The sequence below is a fragment of the Rhizobium sp. BE258 genome, from assembly GCF_031457345.1.
Classification (GTDB): Bacteria; Pseudomonadota; Alphaproteobacteria; order Rhizobiales; family Rhizobiaceae; genus Rhizobium.
In genome coordinates this window covers 584,307-604,588 of sequence record NZ_JAVDWL010000001.1, presented here as the reverse complement: position 1 = coordinate 604,588, position 20,282 = coordinate 584,307, and the positions used below count along the sequence as shown (strand labels likewise).

General features: G+C 61.8%; 18 protein-coding genes and 1 pseudogene. 12 read left to right on the top strand and 7 right to left on the bottom strand.

What is annotated here, in order from left to right; all coding sequences use genetic code 11:
* Window positions 1-44 precede the first annotated feature (44 nt).
* The gene (locus tag J2X43_RS02930) at window positions 45-1,220 is read right to left on the bottom strand and encodes an extracellular solute-binding protein (RefSeq protein WP_112388688.1); all 1,176 of its coding nucleotides are present in this window, start codon (window positions 1,218-1,220) and stop codon (window positions 45-47) included.
* Between the two features lie 207 nt (window positions 1,221-1,427).
* On the opposite strand from J2X43_RS02930, the gene J2X43_RS02925 reads away from it, so the two are divergent.
* Window positions 1,428-2,150, top strand: coding sequence for a GntR family transcriptional regulator (locus J2X43_RS02925; protein ID WP_112388689.1), 723 nt, complete (start codon window positions 1,428-1,430; stop codon window positions 2,148-2,150).
* Window positions 2,151-2,189: 39 nt separating this feature from the next.
* Window positions 2,190-3,377 (top strand): mannonate dehydratase, encoded by a 1,188-nt coding sequence (uxuA, locus tag J2X43_RS02920; RefSeq protein WP_112388690.1) that lies wholly within the window; start codon window positions 2,190-2,192, stop codon window positions 3,375-3,377.
* A 105-nt stretch (window positions 3,378-3,482) separates the two neighbouring features.
* On the opposite strand, the gene J2X43_RS02915 is transcribed toward uxuA, so the two are convergent.
* Both J2X43_RS02915 and J2X43_RS02910 read right to left on the bottom strand, forming a co-directional pair.
* Window positions 3,483-4,556 carry a Gfo/Idh/MocA family protein gene (locus tag J2X43_RS02915; RefSeq protein WP_112388691.1) on the bottom strand — a complete coding sequence of 358 codons (1,074 nt, stop codon included), beginning with the start codon at window positions 4,554-4,556 and terminating at the stop codon, window positions 3,483-3,485.
* 11 nt (window positions 4,557-4,567) lie between these two features.
* Window positions 4,568-5,578, bottom strand: coding sequence for a Gfo/Idh/MocA family protein (locus J2X43_RS02910; protein WP_112388692.1), 1,011 nt, complete (start codon window positions 5,576-5,578; stop codon window positions 4,568-4,570).
* 234 nt (window positions 5,579-5,812) lie between these two features.
* Here J2X43_RS02910 and J2X43_RS02905 point away from each other — a divergent pair, with 234 nt between their 5' ends.
* Window positions 5,813-6,952, top strand: coding sequence for an HlyD family secretion protein (locus tag J2X43_RS02905; protein ID WP_112388693.1), 1,140 nt, complete (start codon window positions 5,813-5,815; stop codon window positions 6,950-6,952).
* Window position 6,953: 1 nt separating this feature from the next.
* The gene (locus J2X43_RS02900) at window positions 6,954-8,564 is read left to right on the top strand and encodes a DHA2 family efflux MFS transporter permease subunit (RefSeq protein WP_310290769.1); all 1,611 of its coding nucleotides are present in this window, start codon (window positions 6,954-6,956) and stop codon (window positions 8,562-8,564) included.
* A gap of 3 nt (window positions 8,565-8,567) precedes the next feature.
* Here the strand turns inward: J2X43_RS02900 and J2X43_RS02895 are convergent, their stop codons facing one another.
* Both J2X43_RS02895 and J2X43_RS02890 read right to left on the bottom strand, forming a co-directional pair.
* Window positions 8,568-9,491 (bottom strand): DMT family transporter, encoded by a 924-nt coding sequence (locus J2X43_RS02895; protein WP_112388695.1) that lies wholly within the window; start codon window positions 9,489-9,491, stop codon window positions 8,568-8,570.
* A 116-nt stretch (window positions 9,492-9,607) separates the two neighbouring features.
* A complete protein-coding gene (locus J2X43_RS02890; protein WP_148194275.1) occupies window positions 9,608-9,994 on the bottom strand; it encodes a hypothetical protein in 387 nt (128 codons plus the stop codon).
* Between the two features lie 132 nt (window positions 9,995-10,126).
* On the opposite strand from J2X43_RS02890, the gene J2X43_RS02885 reads away from it, so the two are divergent.
* Both J2X43_RS02885 and J2X43_RS02880 read left to right on the top strand, forming a co-directional pair.
* A complete protein-coding gene (locus tag J2X43_RS02885) occupies window positions 10,127-11,302 on the top strand; it encodes a M20 aminoacylase family protein (protein ID WP_112389033.1) in 1,176 nt (391 codons plus the stop codon).
* A 12-nt stretch (window positions 11,303-11,314) separates the two neighbouring features.
* Window positions 11,315-12,355 (top strand): Ldh family oxidoreductase, encoded by a 1,041-nt coding sequence (locus J2X43_RS02880; protein ID WP_112388697.1) that lies wholly within the window; start codon window positions 11,315-11,317, stop codon window positions 12,353-12,355.
* 267 nt (window positions 12,356-12,622) lie between these two features.
* Here the strand turns inward: J2X43_RS02880 and J2X43_RS02875 are convergent, their stop codons facing one another.
* Window positions 12,623-13,585 carry a dihydrodipicolinate synthase family protein gene (locus J2X43_RS02875; RefSeq protein ID WP_112388698.1) on the bottom strand — a complete coding sequence of 321 codons (963 nt, stop codon included), beginning with the start codon at window positions 13,583-13,585 and terminating at the stop codon, window positions 12,623-12,625.
* Window positions 13,586-13,710: 125 nt separating this feature from the next.
* Window positions 13,711-14,415 (bottom strand): GntR family transcriptional regulator, encoded by a 705-nt coding sequence (locus J2X43_RS02870; RefSeq protein WP_112388699.1) that lies wholly within the window; start codon window positions 14,413-14,415, stop codon window positions 13,711-13,713.
* 183 nt (window positions 14,416-14,598) lie between these two features.
* Here J2X43_RS02870 and J2X43_RS02865 point away from each other — a divergent pair, with 183 nt between their 5' ends.
* The 6 genes and pseudogenes from J2X43_RS02865 (at window position 14,599) to J2X43_RS02840 (ending at window position 20,279) form a co-directional block, all read left to right on the top strand.
* Window positions 14,599-15,483: a dihydrodipicolinate synthase family protein gene (locus tag J2X43_RS02865; protein WP_112388700.1), complete on the top strand. Its 885-nt coding sequence runs from the start codon at window positions 14,599-14,601 to the stop codon at window positions 15,481-15,483.
* Between the two features lie 23 nt (window positions 15,484-15,506).
* On the top strand, window positions 15,507-16,166 hold the full coding sequence (locus J2X43_RS02860) for a GntR family transcriptional regulator (protein ID WP_112388701.1): 660 nt from the start codon (window positions 15,507-15,509) through the stop codon (window positions 16,164-16,166).
* Window positions 16,167-16,219: 53 nt separating this feature from the next.
* Window positions 16,220-17,551: an ABC transporter substrate-binding protein gene (locus tag J2X43_RS02855; protein WP_112388702.1), complete on the top strand. Its 1,332-nt coding sequence runs from the start codon at window positions 16,220-16,222 to the stop codon at window positions 17,549-17,551.
* Window positions 17,551-18,489, top strand: a complete 939-nt coding sequence (locus J2X43_RS02850) for a carbohydrate ABC transporter permease (protein ID WP_112388703.1) — start codon at window positions 17,551-17,553, stop codon at window positions 18,487-18,489. The genes J2X43_RS02855 and J2X43_RS02850 overlap by 1 nt, the downstream gene beginning before the upstream one ends.
* Window positions 18,489-19,310, top strand: coding sequence for a carbohydrate ABC transporter permease (locus J2X43_RS02845; protein WP_162698697.1), 822 nt, complete (start codon window positions 18,489-18,491; stop codon window positions 19,308-19,310). Before J2X43_RS02850 ends, J2X43_RS02845 begins: the two co-directional genes overlap by 1 nt.
* Window positions 19,311-19,332: 22 nt before the next feature.
* Window positions 19,333-20,279: pseudogene (locus J2X43_RS02840) on the top strand (sugar kinase).
* Window positions 20,280-20,282 lie beyond the last annotated feature (3 nt).

The window sequence follows — 20,282 nt, the reverse complement described above, 5'->3', positions numbered from 1 at the left end:
GGCAATGAGGGCGCCGGCCCTATGACCGGCGCCATGGATTGCGATCAGCCCTTCTTGGCGCCGATCTTTTCGTCCCAGATGCGGAAGGCTTCGACGAGCTGCTTGGGCTCGAGCGGCACTTCCAGCGGGTTGCTGGCGATCCAGTCGGCATATTCAGGACGGCCGAATTCCTTGATCACGTCCTGGCTTTCCTGCGGCGCCATGTCGATGGTGACATCCTTGACGGCCGGACCCGGATAGAAATAGCCGGCGTCATAGGCGATCGCCTGCTGCTTCGGCTGCAGGATGTAGTTCAGCACATCCATCAGCACCGCGATCTTCTCGTCCGATACGCCCTTCGGGATGACCGCATAATGCGCGTCGGTGACCCAATGGAAGCCGTCGAGCTTCTGCACCTTGGCTTCGGCGGGAACGATGCCGAGGGCGCGCGGGTTGATGTCCCAGCCCGTCGTCGTGGCCACGATGTCACGGGTACCTTCGCCGAGTTCCTTGAACACCACGGCGGTGCCGGTCGGGTAGTATTCGATGTTCTCGCCGAGAGCGGCCAGATATTCCCAGGTCTTCGTCCAGCCCTTGGCGGGATCACGCGGATCGCTGTCGCCGAGAAGGTACGGAAGACCCATCAGCAGCGTGCGGCCGGGGCCGGAATTGGCAGGGCGGGCGTAGAGGAACTTGTTCTTGTTCTGCTTCGTCCAGTCGAGCAGCTCCTGCGCCGTCTTTGGCGGCGTCGCCACCTTGTCCGGCATGTATTCGATCAGCGGGCCGGACGGGTAGTAGGTGATGACGACACCCTGATCCTTGGCAAGGCCCTGCATCTTGAAGGCCTGCGGCTGCAGGGTGCTTTCAAGATTGGGAAGCTCGGATTTATGCGCGCCGAGATCGATCCAGAGACCCTGGTCGACACCAGCCGAAAGCGCGTCGGTGCCGGTCAGCACAAGATCGATATCGACCTTGCCTGCCGCCTGCTGCGCCTTGATCTTGCCGGGCAGTTCCGGGGCCGGCGCCTTGGTGAAGGCGAAGCTCGACACCCAGTCGGCCTTTTCGGCGGCATAGGCTTCGAACATGCCCTGCGTCAGCGCAAGATTGCCGGCAACGTCGGCGATGGTGATCGTCACCGGGCTCGCCGGCTTCTTCGCCTGGGCAAACAGATGGCTGGGCAGCATGCCGGCAACGGCAACGCCCGCGGCGGTACTCACGAATGTTCTGCGCGTAATGTTCATGGGTGTCTCCTCCTCTTGTGCGGCGTCTGCGGACGAGCCCAGACAGCCTGCTCTCCCGTGATCTGCCAGGCGAGATCAAAACGCCGGCCAACCGCCGAAAAGCGGTTGAAAGCCTTGCAAAGCGACCGCTCCTCATCGGCAAGCCTTGGCAATGGATGAGGATTGATATACTAGTATGCACAACAGAGTCAACGTGCAGGAAATAGCATGCGGCAGGCATCCGGCTCCGAAGCGATCGACTTTCCGCCCGCAGTGGAAAGACCGGCGAAGCTACGCCGTGTGACAACGGCCGATGCCATTTTCAACCAGCTCTACGCCGACATCGTCTCACTGCGCATGCCGCCCGGCATGGCCCTCCAGGAAAAGAAGATCGCCGAAGAATTCGGTGTCAGCCGTACCCCGGTGCGCGAGGCACTGCTGCGGCTTGCCGAAGGCGGGCTCGTCGATATCTACCCGCAGTCGGGCACTGTCGTTTCCCGGGTTCCCGTTTCGGCCATTCCCGAAGCCGTTGTCGTGCGCAAGGCGCTGGAAACGACGACCATCGAAGCCGCGACGCGCAACGCAACACCCGCCGATATCGAGCGGCTCGATATGATCATCAGCAGGCAGAAATCGCTGGCTTCGCTGGGCGACACATCAGGCTTTCACGAGGAAGACGAAGCCTTCCATGAGGCGATCACCCGGATTGCCGGCTATCCCGGTATCTGGACGATCCTGAAGACCGTGAAAGTGCAGATCGACCGCGCCCGCCGCCTGACGCTGCCGGCGCTGGGGCGCATGGACAATGTGGTGCGCGAGCATATCGTCATCCGCGATGCGATCGCCAGTCATGACGTCGATGCTGCCCGCGAGGCGATCCTGCATCACCTCAGCGCCGTCATCCCAGATGTGGTGGAGCTGCGCACCCGCTATCCCGATTATTTCTGCTAGAAGCCAAAAATATAGAAGCGACTGACGAGGAGGAAATCGATGCGGCAAGGATGGAGATGGTTTGGGCCCGAAGCCCCGGTGACACTGGACGAGGTGCGCCAGACCGGCGCCACCAACATTGTCTCTTCGCTGCACCAGGTCCCAATCGGCCGCGCCTGGACGGAAAAGGAAGTCTCCGAGCGCAAGTCGATGATCGAGACGACACCCGCCGGGCGTTCGCCGCTCGTCTGGTCCGTCGTCGAAAGCATCCCGATCCCCGATGCCGTCAAGCGCAAGGGCGGCAAGGCGAAGGCCGAGATCGAGGCCTGGATCGCCAGCCTCGAAGCGGTCGCAGCCAACGATATCCCGATCGTCTGCTACAATTTTATGCCGGTCGTCGACTGGACCCGTACCGAACTCGACTACATCACGCCGACAGGCGCCACCGCCATGCGCTTCGACCACGAGCGCTTTGCAGCTTTCGATCTCTTCGTGCTGCAGCGCCAGAGCGCCGGAAACGATTACTCGGCTGAAGACCAGCAGCGGGCACGCGAGGTCTATGACGAGATGAGCGAGGAAGAGATCTCCGAGATCACCCGCATCATCACCTCCGCCCTGCCGGGCTCCACGACCGAGCCGCTGACCATCCCCGGCTTTCGCGACAAGCTATCGAGCTATGCCGGCATCGATGCCGCGAAGCTTCGCCAGCATCTGATCGAATTCCTGCAGGCCGTGACGCCGGCTGCCGAAGCGCGTGGCGTCAAGCTGACGCTGCATCCGGACGATCCGCCACGCTCGCTCTTCGGCCTGCCGCGTATCGCCTCGAATGCCGAGGATTATGCGGCGCTCTTCGACGCCGTGCCCTCGCCTGCAAACGGTATGTGCTATTGCACCGGCAGCCTTGGCGTCCGCGCCGAAAACGATATGCCCGCGATCGCAAGGCGTTTCGCCTCGCGCATCTATTTCGCCCACCTGCGCGCCACCAAGCGCGAAGGAGACGGCCGCACTTTCCACGAAAGCGCCCATCTGGAGGGCGATGTCGACATGGTCGCAGTGCTGAAGGAACTCGTTGCCGAAGACAGCAAGCGTAGCGCCAAGGACGAGATCGTCTTCCGCTCCGACCACGGCCACCGCATGCTCGACGACCTCAACAAGACCGTCACGCCCGGCTATCCGGCGATCGGCCGCATGCGCGGCCTGGCAGAGCTGCGCGGGATCCTCTACGCGCTGGGGTCTATCCCGTCGTAGGACTTGCGAGGGCCGCATCTTGCGATCTTGCCCTCGCCAATACCCTCATCTTTTTGCCCTCAGGGCTGCGCCCACGGGATGTCACAGAGATGGGGGTGGATCGAACTACCCTTCCGGCAGCCAGGAACGATAAAGCGGATGCTCCGCCGTGATCGGCAGCGGAGTCGGCTTACCGGTTCGTTGCGAGTCATAGGCTGCTGTCACCAGTTCCAGAGAATTGCGCGCGTCCTGCAGCGTCACCGGCGGCTCCGTGCCATCAGTGATTGCCTGATGGAACAGCTCGAACTGGCGGGTATAGCCGTCTTCCTTGACCTCGTAACCTGCAAGGGCGTCATCGACACGCTTCTGATGTTCCTCGGTCCCGGCGATGAAAGTCCAGGGATCGCGGCCCATCGTATAGGGCTCCAGAATGCTTTCGGCGACGACATCGTGGAAGCAGAAGCGCAGCCGCGAGATTTCCTTGCGCGACCCCAGCGTCATCGACAGCGCCGCCAGCGAGCCGTTCTGCATCTTCACCGAAATGGCCGACGTGTCCTCGACCTCGATCGGATTGACCAGCGTCGCGCCATAGGAAAACACCTCGGCGCAAGCGCCGTGCACATAGTTCAGCATATCGTGCGCGTGGATGGCGTGGCCGAGAAGCCCGCCGCCGAGCTCGCTCTTCCATTTGCCGCGCCATGGAACGGCATAATAATCCGGGCCGCGCCACCAATGCGTTTCAATCGTCGTCAGGAACGGGCGTCCGGTAAGGCCGAGTTCGATCAGCCGCTTCAGCTTCTGCAGGCCGGAACCGTAGCGATACTGGAAGATCGGCATCAGCATCTTGCCGCCGGCGCGCGCGACGATCCCGGTCATCTCGTCGACCTCGGCGATCGAACCGAACAGCGGCTTCTCGCAGATCACATGCTTGCCTGACTCTATTGCCTTCTTGCAGAGCGCGAAATGCGTGTCCGGCGGCGTGCAGATGTCGATGACATCGAGGTCATCGCGGGCAAAAAGCGTATCGGCATCCTGCGTATATTCGCCGATGCCGTGGGTCGCGCAGAGTTCGCGCCCGCGCTCCTCGTCCAGCGAGCAGAGGACAGGCACTTCGAACAAATCCTTGTTCCAGTCGAAGCCCGCAAGATGCCGGGCAGCGATACCGGCTCCGATCACGCCGACGCGCAATTTCTGTGTCATGGCAGGCTCTCCTATCGTCCGCCGAGCCTGACGGCATTGGTCTGCGCCTCCAGCGACAGCCGGCAGACTTCATAGACATGGGTCTGCAGCATCGCGGTCTCGCTGCGATCGCGCACATCGGCGCTGAAGGCGTCGAAATAGTCGAGTTTCTCATCGCTGCAGTCGATGTGGATGTTTTCCTTGCCGTTGACCAGGAAGAGATGGTCCTTGCCGGGACGCCCGGAAATATCGATGTACTTGCGCAGCTCCATATAGCCTTCGGTGCCGAGGATGGTCAGACGGCCATCGCCCCAGGTGCCAAGCCCTTCGGGTGTGAACCAATCGACGCGGACATAGCCTGACCCCCGGTCGGAGCGCAGCAGCACTTCGCCGAAATCCTCGAATTTCGGCTTATCGGGCATGCCGAAATTACCGATCGAGCTGGCCACGACCTCGCCCGTGGTCGAGCCTGTGTAAAACAGGAACTGGTCGACCTGATGCGAAGCGATATCGACAATGATGCCGCCAAAGGCTTCCGGATCGAAGAACCAGTCCGGCCGTGTCGGCAGCTGCAGCTTGTGCGGTCCCATGCCAATCGTCTGAATGACCTTGCCGATCCGGCCTTCCTTGACCAGCTTTCCCGCCTTGACGGCGGAGCGAACGCAATGGCGCTCGGAAAAGCAGATCGAGAAGATGCGGCCGGTCTCGGCAACCGTCTTCTTCACCTCTTCAAGCTGGGCGAAGGTGGTGACGCCCGGCTTGTCGGTCATCACGTCCTTCCCCGCCTTCATGGCGCGGATCGCAAGGCCTGCACGGTCACGCGGGATGGCGGCGATGCAGATGACATCGATCGACGGATCGGCAAACAGCTGCTCGCGATCGATCTGCGGGGTATCCGGGTAGGTTTTCTCGAAGTTTTCGCGCAGCGCCGGAACCGAGGTTTTCGGGCAGTAGCCAACGAATTCTCCGCCGGCCGCAAGCAATCCTTTGACGTGATCGAACGTGTGCCCATGATCGATCCCGATGACCGCAAATCTCAACATCTCGAAATAATCCTCCTGCTTGCACGGCGCGCCGCGACCCGCCCGCTCCTCTTGTAACCATTCAGATACTTGCGCCAATTCTGTGTCAAGCGATGTTTAGCCGCAGAATGCGACAAATTCTCCGGCGCAATTGCAGTGCCCAAAAAGCCGCAGGGACGGCAGTCGGCGGCCAGGAACTGAAAGCCCGGTTGATGCGTTCTGGCGCTATTCCTCCATCAACGACCGAGATCCGCCGTGGACCAGAAACAGCGCACCGCACCGCAACTGGACGAAGATCAACGCGAGGAACCGAAGGACAGCGCAGACGCTGAGCCCACCGGCAAAGAGGAAAAGAAACCGTCGATTATCCGGCGCCATCCGCTGGCGGCGCTCTTCATCGCCGTTGCGATCGCGGCCGTCGCGGTCATCGGGTATGTGGTCTGGCTGGTTTATTTCCATCCCTATGAGAGCACCGATGACGCCTTCATCGATGCGCGCAGTTTCTCGGTCGCTGCCAAGATTTCCGGCTATGTTGCCGATGTTCCCGTCTCCGACAACCAGCATGTCGATGCCGGCGCCGTCATCGTCAAGATCGATCCACGCGACTACCAGATTGCCCTCGATCAATCGAACGGCCAGATCGGCGTCGCGAAAGCGGCAATATCGAGTGCCGAAGCGCAGATCGCCGCCGCCGGTGCGGCGATCGACGAAGCGAAGGCGCAGCAGACCTCGGCCGCCGCAGCCCTCCAATATGCCAATGATGAAAACAGCCGGCAGCAGCAATTGGTCAAGAGCGGCGCCGGTTCCGAACAGTCCGCCCAGCAGGCCGCATCGACGTTACGGCAGAACCAGGCGAATTTCGTCCAGTCGCAGGCAAGCGTCACCTCCGCGGTGAAGAACCAGGCCGCCGCCGAAGCGCAGAAGGCGAGCGCGATCGCCACCCTTCACCAAGCTGAGGCGGAGGTGGAAGCGGCGCAGCAGAACCTCGACTACACGACCATCACTGCGGCTCAGCCGGGCCGGGTCGTCAAGCTCAGCGGCTCGAAGGGCCAGTATGTGCAGGCGGGTCAGGCAATAGCCATGTTCGTTCCCGACGAGATCTGGATCACCGCCAATTTCAAGGAAACGCAGCTCACCGACATGCGTCCCGGCCAGCCCGTCGATGTGACGATCGACGCCTATCCGGATCATCTGCTGAGGGGCAAGGTGGATTCCGTGCAGCCCGGCTCAGGCACCGCCTTCTCGCTGCTGCCGGCTGAAAATGCCACCGGCAACTATGTAAAGGTCACCCAGCGTGTGCCGGTGAAGATCGTCGCCGACGACTGGCCGAAGGATATCGCCATCGGCCCCGGCATGTCGGTCGTGCCGACGGTGACGGTCCGGCCGAGGCATTGAGATGAGCAGCGCCGCAACGACGGCCGGAAGCGCGCCCACAGCCGCGTTCGGGGCATCGAACCCATGGCTGATCGCGATGGTCGTATCGCTCGCGACCTTCATGGAAGTGCTTGACACGACGATCGCCAACGTGGCGCTGCGCTACATCTCCGGCGGCCTCGCGGTCAGCGCGGATGAAGCGTCCTGGGTGGTCACCACCTATCTGGTTTCCAATGCCATCATTCTGGTCGCCTCCAGCTTCATCGCCAAGCGCTATGGCCGCAGGCGCTTCTATCTGCTCTGCCTTGCCACCTTCACCGTCGCCTCGATCTGCTGCGGCCTTGCTTGGAATCTCGAGTCGCTGCTGGTTTTCCGGATGATCCAGGGCTTTGCCGGTGGTGGCATGGTGCCGATATCGCAGTCGATCCTCGCCGACTCCTTCCCGCCCTCCAAGCGCGGCCAAGCCTTCGCGATGTTCGGCGTCGCCGTCGTCGTCGCCCCGGTGATCGGCCCGACGCTCGGCGGCTATCTCTCCGACAATTTCTCCTGGCGCTGGTGCTTCCTGATCAACGGACCGGTCGGCGTCTTCGCCTTCATCCTCGTGTACATGCTGGTGCAGGAGCCGGAATCGCTTCGCAGGGAGCGCGCGGAGATGCGCAGCAAAGGCACGCGTTTTGACATTACCGGCTTCCTACTGGTCGCAACATTCCTCGGCGCGCTGGAACTGGCGCTCGACCGCGGGCAGACGGAGGATTGGTTCGGCTCGAACTTCATCATCGCCACGGCCGCAGTCTGCCTGCTGGCCCTTGCCTTTGCCATCCCGTGGCTGATGACCCATCGAAATCCTGTGATCGATGTCCGGCTGCTTGCCAGCCGCCAGTTCGGCGCCTGCGTCATCGTCATGCTGGCAACCGGCGCGATCCTGATTGCCACGACGCAATTCGTGCCGCAGGTGCTGCAGACCAATTTCGGTTACACCGCGACCTGGGCCGGCTTTGCCCTGTCGCCCGGCGGCCTTGTGACGATGATGATGATGTTTGCCGCCGGACGCCTGACATCGATGGTCCAGCCGAAATATCTGATCGCCATCGGCATGGCGATCATCGCGCTGGCGATGTGGGACATGTCGCGGCTGAATGCCGATCTGAACTTCGGCTTCTTCGTATGGTCGCGGCTTTATCTCGGCCTCGGCCTGCCGCTGATCTTCATTCCGATCACCGCCGCATCCTATGACGGTCTGCGGCCCGATCAGACTGACCAGGCCTCCGCGCTGATCAACGCGGCGCGCAATACCGGCGGCTCGATCGGCGTCTCGATCGCCTCCAATGTGCTGGCCCACCGCGAGCAATGGCACCAGAGCCGGCTGGTCGAGCATGTCATTCCGTCGGAACCCGGCTATACGAACGCGTTCAATCAAGCGACGCAATTCTTCGCCGGTCGCGGCTCAAGCCTGCTCGATGCGCAGTCGCAGGCGATGGGCTGGATCGGCCATCAAGTGCAGACCCAAGCGAGCTATCTTGCCTATATCGACGTCTTCCACGTCCTGATGGTGATCTCAGCGCTGATGGTGCCGCTAGCGCTGATCCTTCGGCGCATCGATCTCAAGCAGGATGCGGCACCTGGAGGGCACTGAGAGCTAGTGGCCATCCGGCGGCACGGCTTCGGCAGGCACGGTGCCCTTGATATTCTTGCGGTGGAAGATGAACAGCCCGGCGAAGACGATGATGGCGGCGCCGACAATAATCTGCGTATCCGGCACATCGTTGAAAAAGACGTAGCCGAGCACGATCGCCCAGAGTAGCAGCGTGTATTGCAGCGGCGCCAGCAGCGAGGCGGGCGCCAGCTTCAACGCGCGGGTGATCAGCAGATGCGCGCAGGTGGCGACAACGCCGAGAAGCAGCATGCCGCCGAGATCGATAAGCGTCACGTTTCGCCAGTCACCGGTTAGCACGACCAGCACGATGCCGGTTGCAAGGGCGGCGATCGTCTGCCACGTCACCAGGGTCGTATCGCTGGTGGAGCGCAGATAGCGGTTCATAACAAGGGTCAGCGCGAAGGCGAAGCTGCCGACGAGGCCGAAGATTGATGGCAGTGAGAGCATCGCCGTCGATGGCCGTAGCGCGATTACGACACCAACGAAACCGATGAAAACGGCAAGCCAGCGCCGCCAGCCGATCTTCTCGCCGAGGAAGAAATGCGAAAGTGCGGCAACATAGATCGGCCCGGCCATATAGAAGGTCATGACGTCGGCCAGCGGCAGATAGGCAACGGCCGCATAGAACAGCCCGACGTCAAATGTGGCCATGCAGACGCGCATCAGCTGCAGGCGTTTCTGCTCCACATTGAAAAGCGCCCGCGGACCCTGGCGGACGATCATCGGGCCGAGCACGAAGAAAGCGCCGAGCGAGCGGATGACCAAGACCTGCCCGACGGCAAAGCTCGCCACCAGCCATTTGCCCATCGCGTCATTGAGCGCGAAAAGCAGATCGCCGATCAGCATGAAGACGATGCCGGTCATGACGATATTGCCGGCGGCCGCCGTGGCTGAATTCGGTTTCATTATCGGGTATTTCCTCGCGCCTGCGGCATGATCGATGCCGCAGGCGGCTTCGGCCTTAACGGCCGCGATGTCAAGCGTTCGGTGGCGCTAATTTATGCAGGCGAGCGCAGACAGGACTAATGAATGATGCGAACCGGCACATCCTGCGCGGGTGATAGCGCAGCGCCATCCCTGGAGGCGCCATGCAGATCCGCGGCAGCGGCCGCCAGACCAAGGAGTGCTGCGCGCAGCTGGGCGTTTGTGCTCTTGCCGGCACCAAGATCGACCACAGCATCCCACAACTCATCCGCGATCACGCGGAGATTGTCTTTGTCATCATCAAGCAATTCGCAGATGGTCTCAACCCGGGAGACGGTATCCTTCACCAGATCTCTCTTTCCCACATCTGAAAGATCCGTCACTTTATTAGCAACCGAGACGAGCTTTATGACAAGTCCAGGAATTGTTTCTTCGCGATACATCGATTGTCCCATCCGCCGATCAGAATAGAATTGATTATTCATAACGATTCTGCCGCCCCCAATTGGGTGAGATGGCGAAAAAGTCCAGCTTTAATTGACTGCGTTCTGGAAAACGGCCTGATGCCGGGCTATGCCCTTGCTGACAGTCAAGCGAATGCGTTTCCTGGAGGCTCCATGACATCCGATCCGTCCCTCGCCGCCCTTGCCGAAGAGGCAAAGGGCTGGCGCCGTACCATTCATCAGCATCCGGAACTGCTTTTCGATCTGCCCGTGACATCAGCGCTCGTCATCGGCAAGCTGACATCCTTCGGCTGCGACGAGGTGGTCAGCGGCCTGGCGAAATCCGGCGTTGTCGCGGTCATCAACGGCAAGCTCGGCGCCGGCAAGACGATTGCGTTGCGCTGCGACATGGATGCGCTGCCGATGTCGGAACAGACCAACCTGCCGCATGCCTCCAAGGTCGAGAACATGATGCATGCCTGCGGCCACGACGGCCACACCGCCATGCTGCTCGCCACTGCCAAACATCTCGCCGCCAACCGCAACTTCGCCGGCAAGGCCGTGCTCATCTTCCAGCCGGCAGAAGAGGGCGGCGGCGGCGGCCGGGTAATGATCGAGGAAGGCGTGCTCGAACGCTTCGGCATCGAGGAAGTCTATGGCATGCATAACGAGCCCGGCCTTGCTGTCGGCTCCTTTGCCATCCGCAGCGGCCCGATCATGGCAGGCGGCGACCGTTTCATCATCACCATCAACGGCAAAGGTGGCCACGCAGCCTCGCCACATCTCAGCCACGACCCGGTCATCGTCATGGCGCATATGATCACCGCGCTGCAGTCGATCACGTCGCGCTTCATCGATCCCTTCGATCCGGTGGTTCTTTCGATCACCTATGTCAACGGCGGCAATGACCGGGCGCTCAACGTCATCCCGGCGGCCGTCCAGATCGGCGGCACCATCCGCACGATGCAGCCGGAGACGCGCAAGGCCGTCGAAGCGCGCTTCCGCGAGGTGGTGACGATGACCGCCAAGGTGTTTTCCGCCGAGGCCCAGATCGACTGGCGCCCCGGCTACCCGGTCACCGTCAACGATGTGGCAAAGACCAGGGTCGCGGTCGCCGCAGCCGAACGCGTGGCCGGCAAGGGGCGCGTGAACGACGACTACCCGCAGACCATGGGCTCGGAAGATTTCTCCTACATGCTGGAGAAGCGCCCCGGCGCCTTCATCTGGCTCGGCAACGGCGATAGTGCGGACCTGCACAACCCCGCCTATGATTTCAACGACGAGGCGATCATCCACGGGGTCAACTATTGGCTGGCGCTGGTCGATCAGCAACTCGGGGCCAAGGGCTGAGGAGCCGCATTGATGACTGACACTTCGATTTTCACGGCCGGCGAACTGCAGGCACGCGTCGTCGCCATTTTCAGGAAGGCCGGCATGAACGGCGTCCAGGCCGAGGCGGTCACCCGCGTCATCACCGCCGGCGAACGTGATGCCTGCAAGTCGCACGGAATCTACCGTATCGAGGGCGTGCTGCGCACCATCAAGGCCGGCAAGGTGACACCCGATGCCGTGCCTGAGGTACTCGCCCAGCGTGATGGCTCGGCAATCGTCAAGGTGGACGCCAAGGGCGGCTTTGCCAATCCGGCCTTCGAGCTTGGTCTGCCGCTGCTGGCAGAACGTGCCCGCGCCTCCGGCCTCGCGGCGCTCGTTATCAACGACTGCACGCATTTCTCGGCTCTCTGGCCGGAGGTCGAGGCTGTCGCAGCCGAAGGCCTCGCAGCAATCGTCATGTGCCCAAGCTACGCAACGGTGGCGCCGGCTGGCGGCAACAAGCCGCTGCTCGGCACCAATCCGCTCGCCTTCGGCTGGCCGCGCCCGGACAAGACGCCCTACGTCTATGATTTCGCCACCTCGGTCGCCGCCCGTGGCGAGATCGAGCTTCACCGCCGCGCCGGCAAGAAACTGCCGGAGGGATGGGCGATCGACGCCGATGGCGAACCGACGATCGAGCCTGAAGCCGCACTCGCCGGCGCCATGCTGCCCTTCGGCGGCCATAAGGGTTCGGCGATCAGCACAATGGTCGAACTGCTGGCCGGTATCATGATCGGCGACCTCACCAGCCCCGAAGTGCTCGACTATCTTGGCACCACGACCCTGGCGCCGCGCCACGGCGAACTGGTGCTTGCCTTCTCGCCACAGGCCTTTGCATCAGGTCGCGCCGGAGACCCGTTCGCCCGCGCCGAAGTTCTCTTCGAGGCCATCGCTGGCCAGGGCGCTCGCCTTCCCTCGCAACGCCGCTATACGGCGCGGGTTAAGTCGCTTGCTGAGGGGATTGTGTTGACGAAGGCGGAGATAGAGCAGCTCGACCGGCAGCTTGCGCTTGGGTTGGATTCGGTTGGTTAAGTAGGCGACGCCTGCACTTCAGCGCCAACGCCGACTTGGCATATTGAAGCGGGCAGCGCTCCGCAAACTCCCCTCATCCCTGTGCTTGTCACAGGGATCCAGCCCGCCCAAGCCCTTGGGCCGAAAAGACTCTTCCCACCGCGCAGACGCGCGGTGACTGGATTCCTGTGACGAGCAGAGGAATGAGGGAGACGTAAAGACAACCGCTCAAAACAAAAGCGGCCGGAGTTGCCTCCAGCCGCCTCAAAACTCAGACCTAGAAAAGTCTCAAGCCTTATACTTTGCAACCGCGCCCGGAAGCTTGCTCCACTCGCCGTACCAGCTGTTGAACAGCTTGAACTGGCTCTCGACATAGCCGCGCTGGCTGTCGTTGAGGGTGTCGCTCTCGTTGAAATGCAGCGTGTATTCCTCGTCGCCCTTCAGCACCATCATGTGCTTGAAGAACAAGACGAGATCCGGACCTTCATCGAAGGAGGAGAGGACGGCGAGAGCCTGTTCCAGCTCCAGAGCCCGCTGACGCGCATCGACGTCGCCCTTCGCCGCGGCCTGCGACAGGTTGCAGAGCGTGATGACTTCCTTTGGCAGGACGTTGCCGATGCCGGTGATGGCGCCGGTGGCGCCGCAATTGACGAAGCCGTGGAAGACGGCAGTGTCGACACCGATCATCAGCGAAACGCCGTCGTCACGGCTGGTGATGTTCTCGGCCGCGTAGCGCATGTCTGCCGGGCCGCCGAATTCCTTGAAGCCGACGAGGTTGGAATGTTCGGCGCGCAGCGCGAAGAACAGGTCGGCGCGGGTGGCGAAGCCATAATAGGGGCTGTTGTAGATGACAGCCGGAAGATCCGGGGCTGCCGACAGGATCGCCTTGAAGTGCGCCTTCTGGGCGGCGATGACCGAGCCGCGCGAGAGCACGCGCGGGATGACCATCAGGCCGTGGGCGCCGACCTTCTGGGCGTGCGCCGCATGGGCAACGGCCGAGGCGGTGTTCACCGCACCCGTGCCGACGATGACGGGAATGCCGGCCTTGACCAAGCGCTCGACGCCTTCCATGCGCTGCGCGTCGCTGAGCAGCGGCCAGTCACCCATAGAGCCGCAATAGACGACGGCCGACATGCCGTCGGCGATCAGCTGCTTGCCCTTGCGCACCAGCGCGTCGAAGTCCGGGGTCCGGTCCTTCTTGCAGGGGGTCATGAGCGCCGGGATGACGCCGGAAAAGATCTTGGCCTTCATGTCAAACTCCTTCAGCGGATAGCGAATGATCGGGGCAGCACGGGCGCGGACGTATCAGCGCCTCAAGCTCTGATATATCATCTAGCACTTTGTATTTTATTTGTCGACAAGAAATCGCCGACGTCTCACAAATCGATATCGTGCCGCTGGTTTCGCGAAAACAACGCCTGGATCTGCGCCACGATCTGCTCGGCATGCGCCTTGGCCAGCCTGTCGGCGGCATCGATATCCCGCGCCTCGATCGCAGCAATCATATCCTCGTGCTCGTCGACGAACTGCTGCGGCAGACGGTCGCCGTAGGATTGATAATAGAGCCTGAGGATACGTCGGCCCTCGTCGAGCAGCCGGTTGAACAGGCTGATATAATAGGGGTTGCGTCCAGCCTCGGCGATTGCCGCATGCAACGCCGCATTGGTGGCGATCATCGCCAGCGCATCGCCAGCCTCGGCGGCGGCGGTAAAGCGGGCCTGCGCGGCGCGGATCGCCACAAGGTCCTCGGGGCGTTGATATTGAGCCGCGAGCCGCGTCGTCACCCGGTACATCAAGACAAGCGCATCGAAGAAGGTGTGTAGATTGAGGAAGTCGATATTCGCCACCATCGTCGAGCGGTTCGGCAGCGTATCGATCAACCCCTCTCCCGAGAGCCGGACAAGCGCCTCGCGAATCGGCGTGCGCGACATCTTGAAACGCTCGGCCAACTGCACTTCATCGATGGGACTACCCGGCGGCAGGACCAGATCGAGGATCTCGTCGCGCAGCAGTTCGTAGACCATCTTCACGCCTGAGCCGCGCTTGCGCTCGGGAACGGAGGCCGGGTCTGTTTCGGTCATCGCGGAAATCCTTGTCTCTCACCTATCGAGTAAGGGGGCACGCGCACCGGATCAATCTTTTTTCCGCAGGCGCCCTATCGGCCCGTCAAAAGCCGCTTCACGCCCGACACTCATTTACAACAAACAGGTTTACAGTAAATTACTAACATGTTAGCTCTCTAATTACTGACTTCAGGAGAGAAAATGGTGGCGGGATTTGGTTTGTCGGTCGCTCTGGCGACGCCTTTCAAAAGCAGTGGCGCGATTGCGGCCGATGTCATGGTGAAGCAGGCAAGGCGGAGTCTCGCAGACGGCTGCGCCAGCGTCACGCTGTTCGGCACGACCGGCGAAGGCGCCTCGATCGGCACCCAAGAGCGCGCACGGATCCTCGATGCCTTCATGGAAGCAGGGATCGAACCGTCGCAGATCGTTGCCGGTGTGCTTGTCGATGCCGCCGAGGATGCCGCCCATCAGATGGCGCAGGCACTCTCGAAAGGCGTGCGCAACATCCTGCTTGCCCCGCCGTCCTACTTCAAGAACGTCAGCGACGATGGGCTTTTTGCCTGGTATGCCGACGTCTTCGCGCAGGTGGGCGACAAAGCGCGCGATGTGCTGGTCTACAACATTCCCTCGGTGACGATGGTTGCCCTCAGCATCGATCTGATCGGCCGCCTCAGGACTGCCTTCCCGGCGATCGTCACCGGCGTCAAGGATTCCTCCGGCGACTGGCCCTACACCGAAACGCTGCTGAAGACCCATGGCGACCTGATCATCCTGATCGGCGACGAGCGCCATCTCGCCAAGGGCGTGCGGCTGGGCGGCCAGGGAGCGATTTCGGGCATGGCGAATTTCGCGCCGCTCGAGGTCCGCGCCATGGCGGTCGATGGCAAGGACGATACGCGCGTCGAACGTTTCGTTGCAGAGCTCCTGAAGCATCCCGTGACACCCGCCGTAAAAGTCATGGTGGCAACCATGACAAACGATGAAACATGGCTTGCAGTCCGTCCGCCTTTGACGTCAATTTCCGCCGGCGGCAGACGCGAACTCGCTTCTGCCTTCGAAAGCCTGTTTCGCACCAAGGCGGCCTGAGCGAAATGTACGAGGAGAAGCCTATGGATGGAGCCGACGAGCAGCCGACGCTACGGGAGAAAGCCTATGAGAGCTTTACCCGGCATCTGCTGGCGCGCGACGTCCGTCCCGGGCAATTCGTCTCCCAACGCCGGCTGGTCGAACTCACAGGACTGACGCTCGGCGCCATCAGGGAGCTCATCCCGCGTCTGGAGGCGGAGGGGCTGATCAAGACGGTGCCGCAGCGCGGCCTGCAGATTGCCCATATCGACCTCAACCTGATCCGCGAAGCGTTCCAGCTTCGCCTGTTTCTCGAGAAGGAGGCCGTCGCCCTGTTCACGCAGACGGCCTCCGACGCGACCGTTGCGGCCATGCTCGCCGAGCATCGCGACATTGTCGCGGCGATCGAGAGCGGCAACGCAACGCATGAGCTCGAAGTCCATGCCCAGGCGGTCGACTGGGGCATGCACGACGCCTTTATCGACGCGCTCGGCAACACGATCATTTCCAACGCCTACCGCGTCAACTCGATCAAGATGCGCTTGATCAGCCAGGAGCGCTTCCGCATCGACGGCCGCGTCGGTCCTGTCATGGGCGAGCACCTCAAGGTGCTGGAGGCCATCGAACGGCGCAATGTGGACGAGGCGGTCAATGCCCTCGCAGCACATATCAATCACGCGCGAAGCCGTGCGCTGAGACTATAGACGACCGCCCGCGGTGAGGAGATCGCAGGGCACAAAGGAGGAGGAGTAACAGCATGGCATCTTCATTCATCAATCCCACCCGCCGCAGCTTTCTGGCGGGATCTGCCGCAGTCGGCGCGGCCGGCATCCTGGGCGTCAAGCCGGCCTCGGCGGCGGTCGACTGGAAGCGCTTCGCGGGAACGACGCTCGAGGTCAACCTAGTCAAGAGCCCGCGCAGCGAAACGATCCTCAAATACCTCAGCGAATTCGAGACACTGACCGGCATCAAGGTCAATGCCGAGGCGACGCCCGAACAGCAGCAACGCCAGAAGACCACCATCGAACTCAGCTCCGGCAAGCCGAGCTTTGACGTCGTGCACCTCAGCTACCATGTCCAGAAGCGCCAGTTCGAAAAGGGCGGCTGGCTGGCCGATATCAGCGGCTTCCTCAATGATCCCTCGCTTACCGACCCATCGCTGGTGGAAAGCGATTTTGCCGAGGCCGGCATGACCTTCGCCAAGGATTCCGAGGGTAAGCTGCGCTCGCTTCCCTTCTCGGTCGACTACTGGATCGTCTACTGGAACAAGGAACTTTTCGAGAAGAAGGGCCTATCCTACCCGGCGACCTTCGAGGAGATGGTCAGCGCTGCCGAGGCCCTGACCGACAAGAGCAGCAACACTTATGGTTTCGTCGCCCGCGGCCTGAAGAATGCCAACGTACCGGTCTGGACGACGCTGATGCTGGGCTACGGCACGACGCCGCTCGGCCCGGACGGCAAGCTGCGGACGACCTCCGATGATGCCGTGGCTGCCGCCAAGATGTACCAGCAGCTGATGACGAACGCAGCGCCGGTCGGCGTCTCGGGCTTCAACTGGGCCGAAGCGCAGTCTGCCTTCCTGCAGGGCAAGATCGGCATGTGGCTCGATGGCGTCGGCTTCGCACCGCCGATCGAAAACCCGGAAAAGTCCCGCGTCGTCGGCAAGGTCGGCTATGGCGTCATGCCGAAAGGCCCGAAGGCGCAGGCAGCGGCGACGACGGGAGACGGCATCGGTGTTGTTGCCGCAAGCAAGAACAAGGAAGCCGCCTACCTCTTCTGCCAGTGGGTGATCTCCAAGGAAATGGGTGCCCGCCTGCTCCAGGCTGGTGCCGGCGTTCCGTTTCGCAACTCCGTGCTCGAGGATCCGAAGGTTCGCGAAGGCGTCAAGATGCCGAGCGCCTGGGTCGATGCCGTTGCAGGCTCCGCCAAGGTTTCGCAGCTCGCCCTGCCGGTCATCATTCCGGTCACGGAGTTCCGCGACATCTATGGCGTCGGCCTCACCAACATGATCGGCGGCGCCGATCCGGCGGCCGAGCTGAAGACGGCAACCGCTCAGTTCGAACCGGTCCTGGCACGAAGCGAGGGATAATGGCATCCGTGAGCATGGAAACCGCGCGGAGCGGACGTGACGCAAAAGCGAGGAGCAAGCCGAACAGGCTTGCTCCGAACTATTGGCCCTTCGTGATCCCGGCACTGATCGTTATTGCCGCGGTCATCGTCTTTCCGTGGGTTTTCACGCTGTGGATGAGCGTGAATAGCTGGACACTTGGCCAGGCCGTCGTCTTTGCCGGCCTGGACAATTATATCCGGCTGTTCACCGACTTCCGTTTCTGGGAGTCGCTCTGGCACACGGCTGTTTACACGCTGCTTGCCGTCGTCGCCCCCCTGTTCTTCGGAACACTGGCCGCACTGATCTTCGACGCGCAATTTCCGCTCCGAGGCCTGCTGCGCGGCATTTTCGTCATGCCGATGATGGCGACGCCTGTTGCCATTGCGCTCGTCTGGACCATGATGTTCCATCCGCAGCTCGGTGTGCTCAATTATCTTCTGTCGCTCGCTGGCATCGGCCCGCAGGAATGGATCTACAACCAGAAGAGCGTCATTCCTTCGCTGGTGCTGGTCGAGACCTGGCAGTGGACGCCGCTGATCATGCTGATCGTGCTTGGTGGTCTGGCCGCCGTGCCGCGCGAACCATATGAAAGTGCCGAGATCGACGGCGCCAATGTCTGGCAGAAATTCCGCTATCTGACGCTTCCGATGATTGCGCCCTTCCTGATGATCGGCGTCATCATCCGCTCGATCGACGCCGTCAAGAGCTTCGACATCATCTATGCGATGACGCAGGGTGGGCCCGGCACGGCGTCGGAGACGATCAACATCTATCTCTACAACACCGCCTTCTCCTACTACGACATCGGATACGCTTCGGCGATGGCCGTGATCTTCTTCGTCATCATCGTCGTCCTGTCCTTCGTTTTGATGATGGTCCGTCAGCGCGCCAACTGGTCGGATACGGAGACACGATGATGAAGCGCAAGACGCTCGACCGCATCGGCCTTTTCTTCGTCGCCCTGGTGATGGTCTCGCCGGTCATCCTGTTCTTCCTCTGGATGATCTCGCTATCGCTGAAATACGAAATCGACAACGGCGCCTATCCGCCGATCCTGATCCCGGAACGCTTCGCCTGGTCGAACTATCTCCAGGTGTTTCAGGAAAACAATTTCTTCCTATATTTCTGGAATTCGATCCTGGTCACCGGCGGCGCGACATTGCTGGCCCTTCTGATCGGCGTACCCGCCGGCTACGGCATCGCCCGGCTGAAGGCGGAGCGCTCGGCGATGGTGATCATGATCGCCCGCATGACGCCGGGTCTTTCCTTCCTCATCCCACTGTTCCTGTTGTTTCAATGGCTGAACCTGCTCGGGACGCTCTGGCCGCAGATCATCATCCATCTCGTGGTCACCGTGCCGATCGTTGTCTGGATCATGATCGGCTATTTCGAGACGACGCCAAAGGAGCTGGAGGAGGCAGCCAGCATCGATGGCGCGACGGCCTGGCAGGTGTTCCGCCTGGTGGCGCTGCCGATCGCCAGGCCCGGCATCGTCGTCGCCTTCATCCTGTCCGTGATCTTCTCGTGGAACAACTTCGTCTTCGGTATCGTGCTCGCAAGCCGCGAAACGAGAACGCTGCCGGTTGCGGTCTATAACATGCTGTCCTTCGAGCAGGTGAGCTGGGGGCCGCTGGCCGCTGCCGCGCTGATCGTCACCTTGCCGGTGCTGGTGCTGACGATGTTTGCGCAGAGACAGATCGTTGCCGGATTGACCTCAGGCGCGGTCAAGGGTGGCTAGGCAGGACAATTCAACCAAACGAGTGACCGCAGCCTTGAACCTGTCATCTCCTCCATCCACCGGCCGCCGCCATGTGCTTTGCGTTGGCGCAGCCGTGCTCGACACGCTGTTCAGGGTGCGATCGATCCCGGAAAAGCCGGGCAAGGTGCTTCCCTACGAAATGCTGCAGGTTGCCGAGGGTATGGCCTCGAGCGCCGCCTATGCGATTGTCAGGCTGGGCGGCATGGCAAGCCTTGGGCCGCCACCGGCGATGACCCCGCCGGGCATCAGATCATCTCCGATCTGCAGCAGGCAGGCATAGACGTGGAAGGGATGACGCTCGTACCGGGCGCACGCTCAGCAGTCTCAAGTATTCTCATCGACGATGATGGCGAGCGGCTCATCGTTCCCTTCTACGACAAGCAGCTGCACGACGTAGTGCGGGATGTGACGCCCGCCGATCTCTCAATCTTCGATGCGGTTATGGTGGATGTGCGTTGGCCCGGGCTGGCCAAAAAGGTACTGCAGGCAGCCCGCCAGGCTGGCAAACCCGCCATCTTCGACGGCGACGTCGCGCCTGCAGAGACACTGGATATGCTGGCGAAAGAGGGCGATCATCTGCTTTTTTCGGAACCCGCCGCGCGTCTGCTCTGCGCATGCGACGACCCTGCTGCAATGGTGCCGATCCTTCGCGAGCGCTATCCGAATGCCCTGGTCGCCGTGACTGCAGGAGAACGCGGCTGCTATTGGTGGAACCGGCAGGAAGACGCCGTCGCTCATGTTCCAGCCTTTCGGGTGAAGGCCGTCGATACGCTGGCGGCGGGCGATGTTTTCCACGGAAGCTATGCCCTGGCGATTGCCGAGGGCGCCGGACCCGAAGATGCAATCCGGCTGGGTTCGGCTGCCGCCGCGCTCAAATGCACGGTCTTCGGCGGTCGCCTCGGCGCACCTGATCGCGCTGCCGTCATGGCCTTGCTGTCAAAGGACTGACGC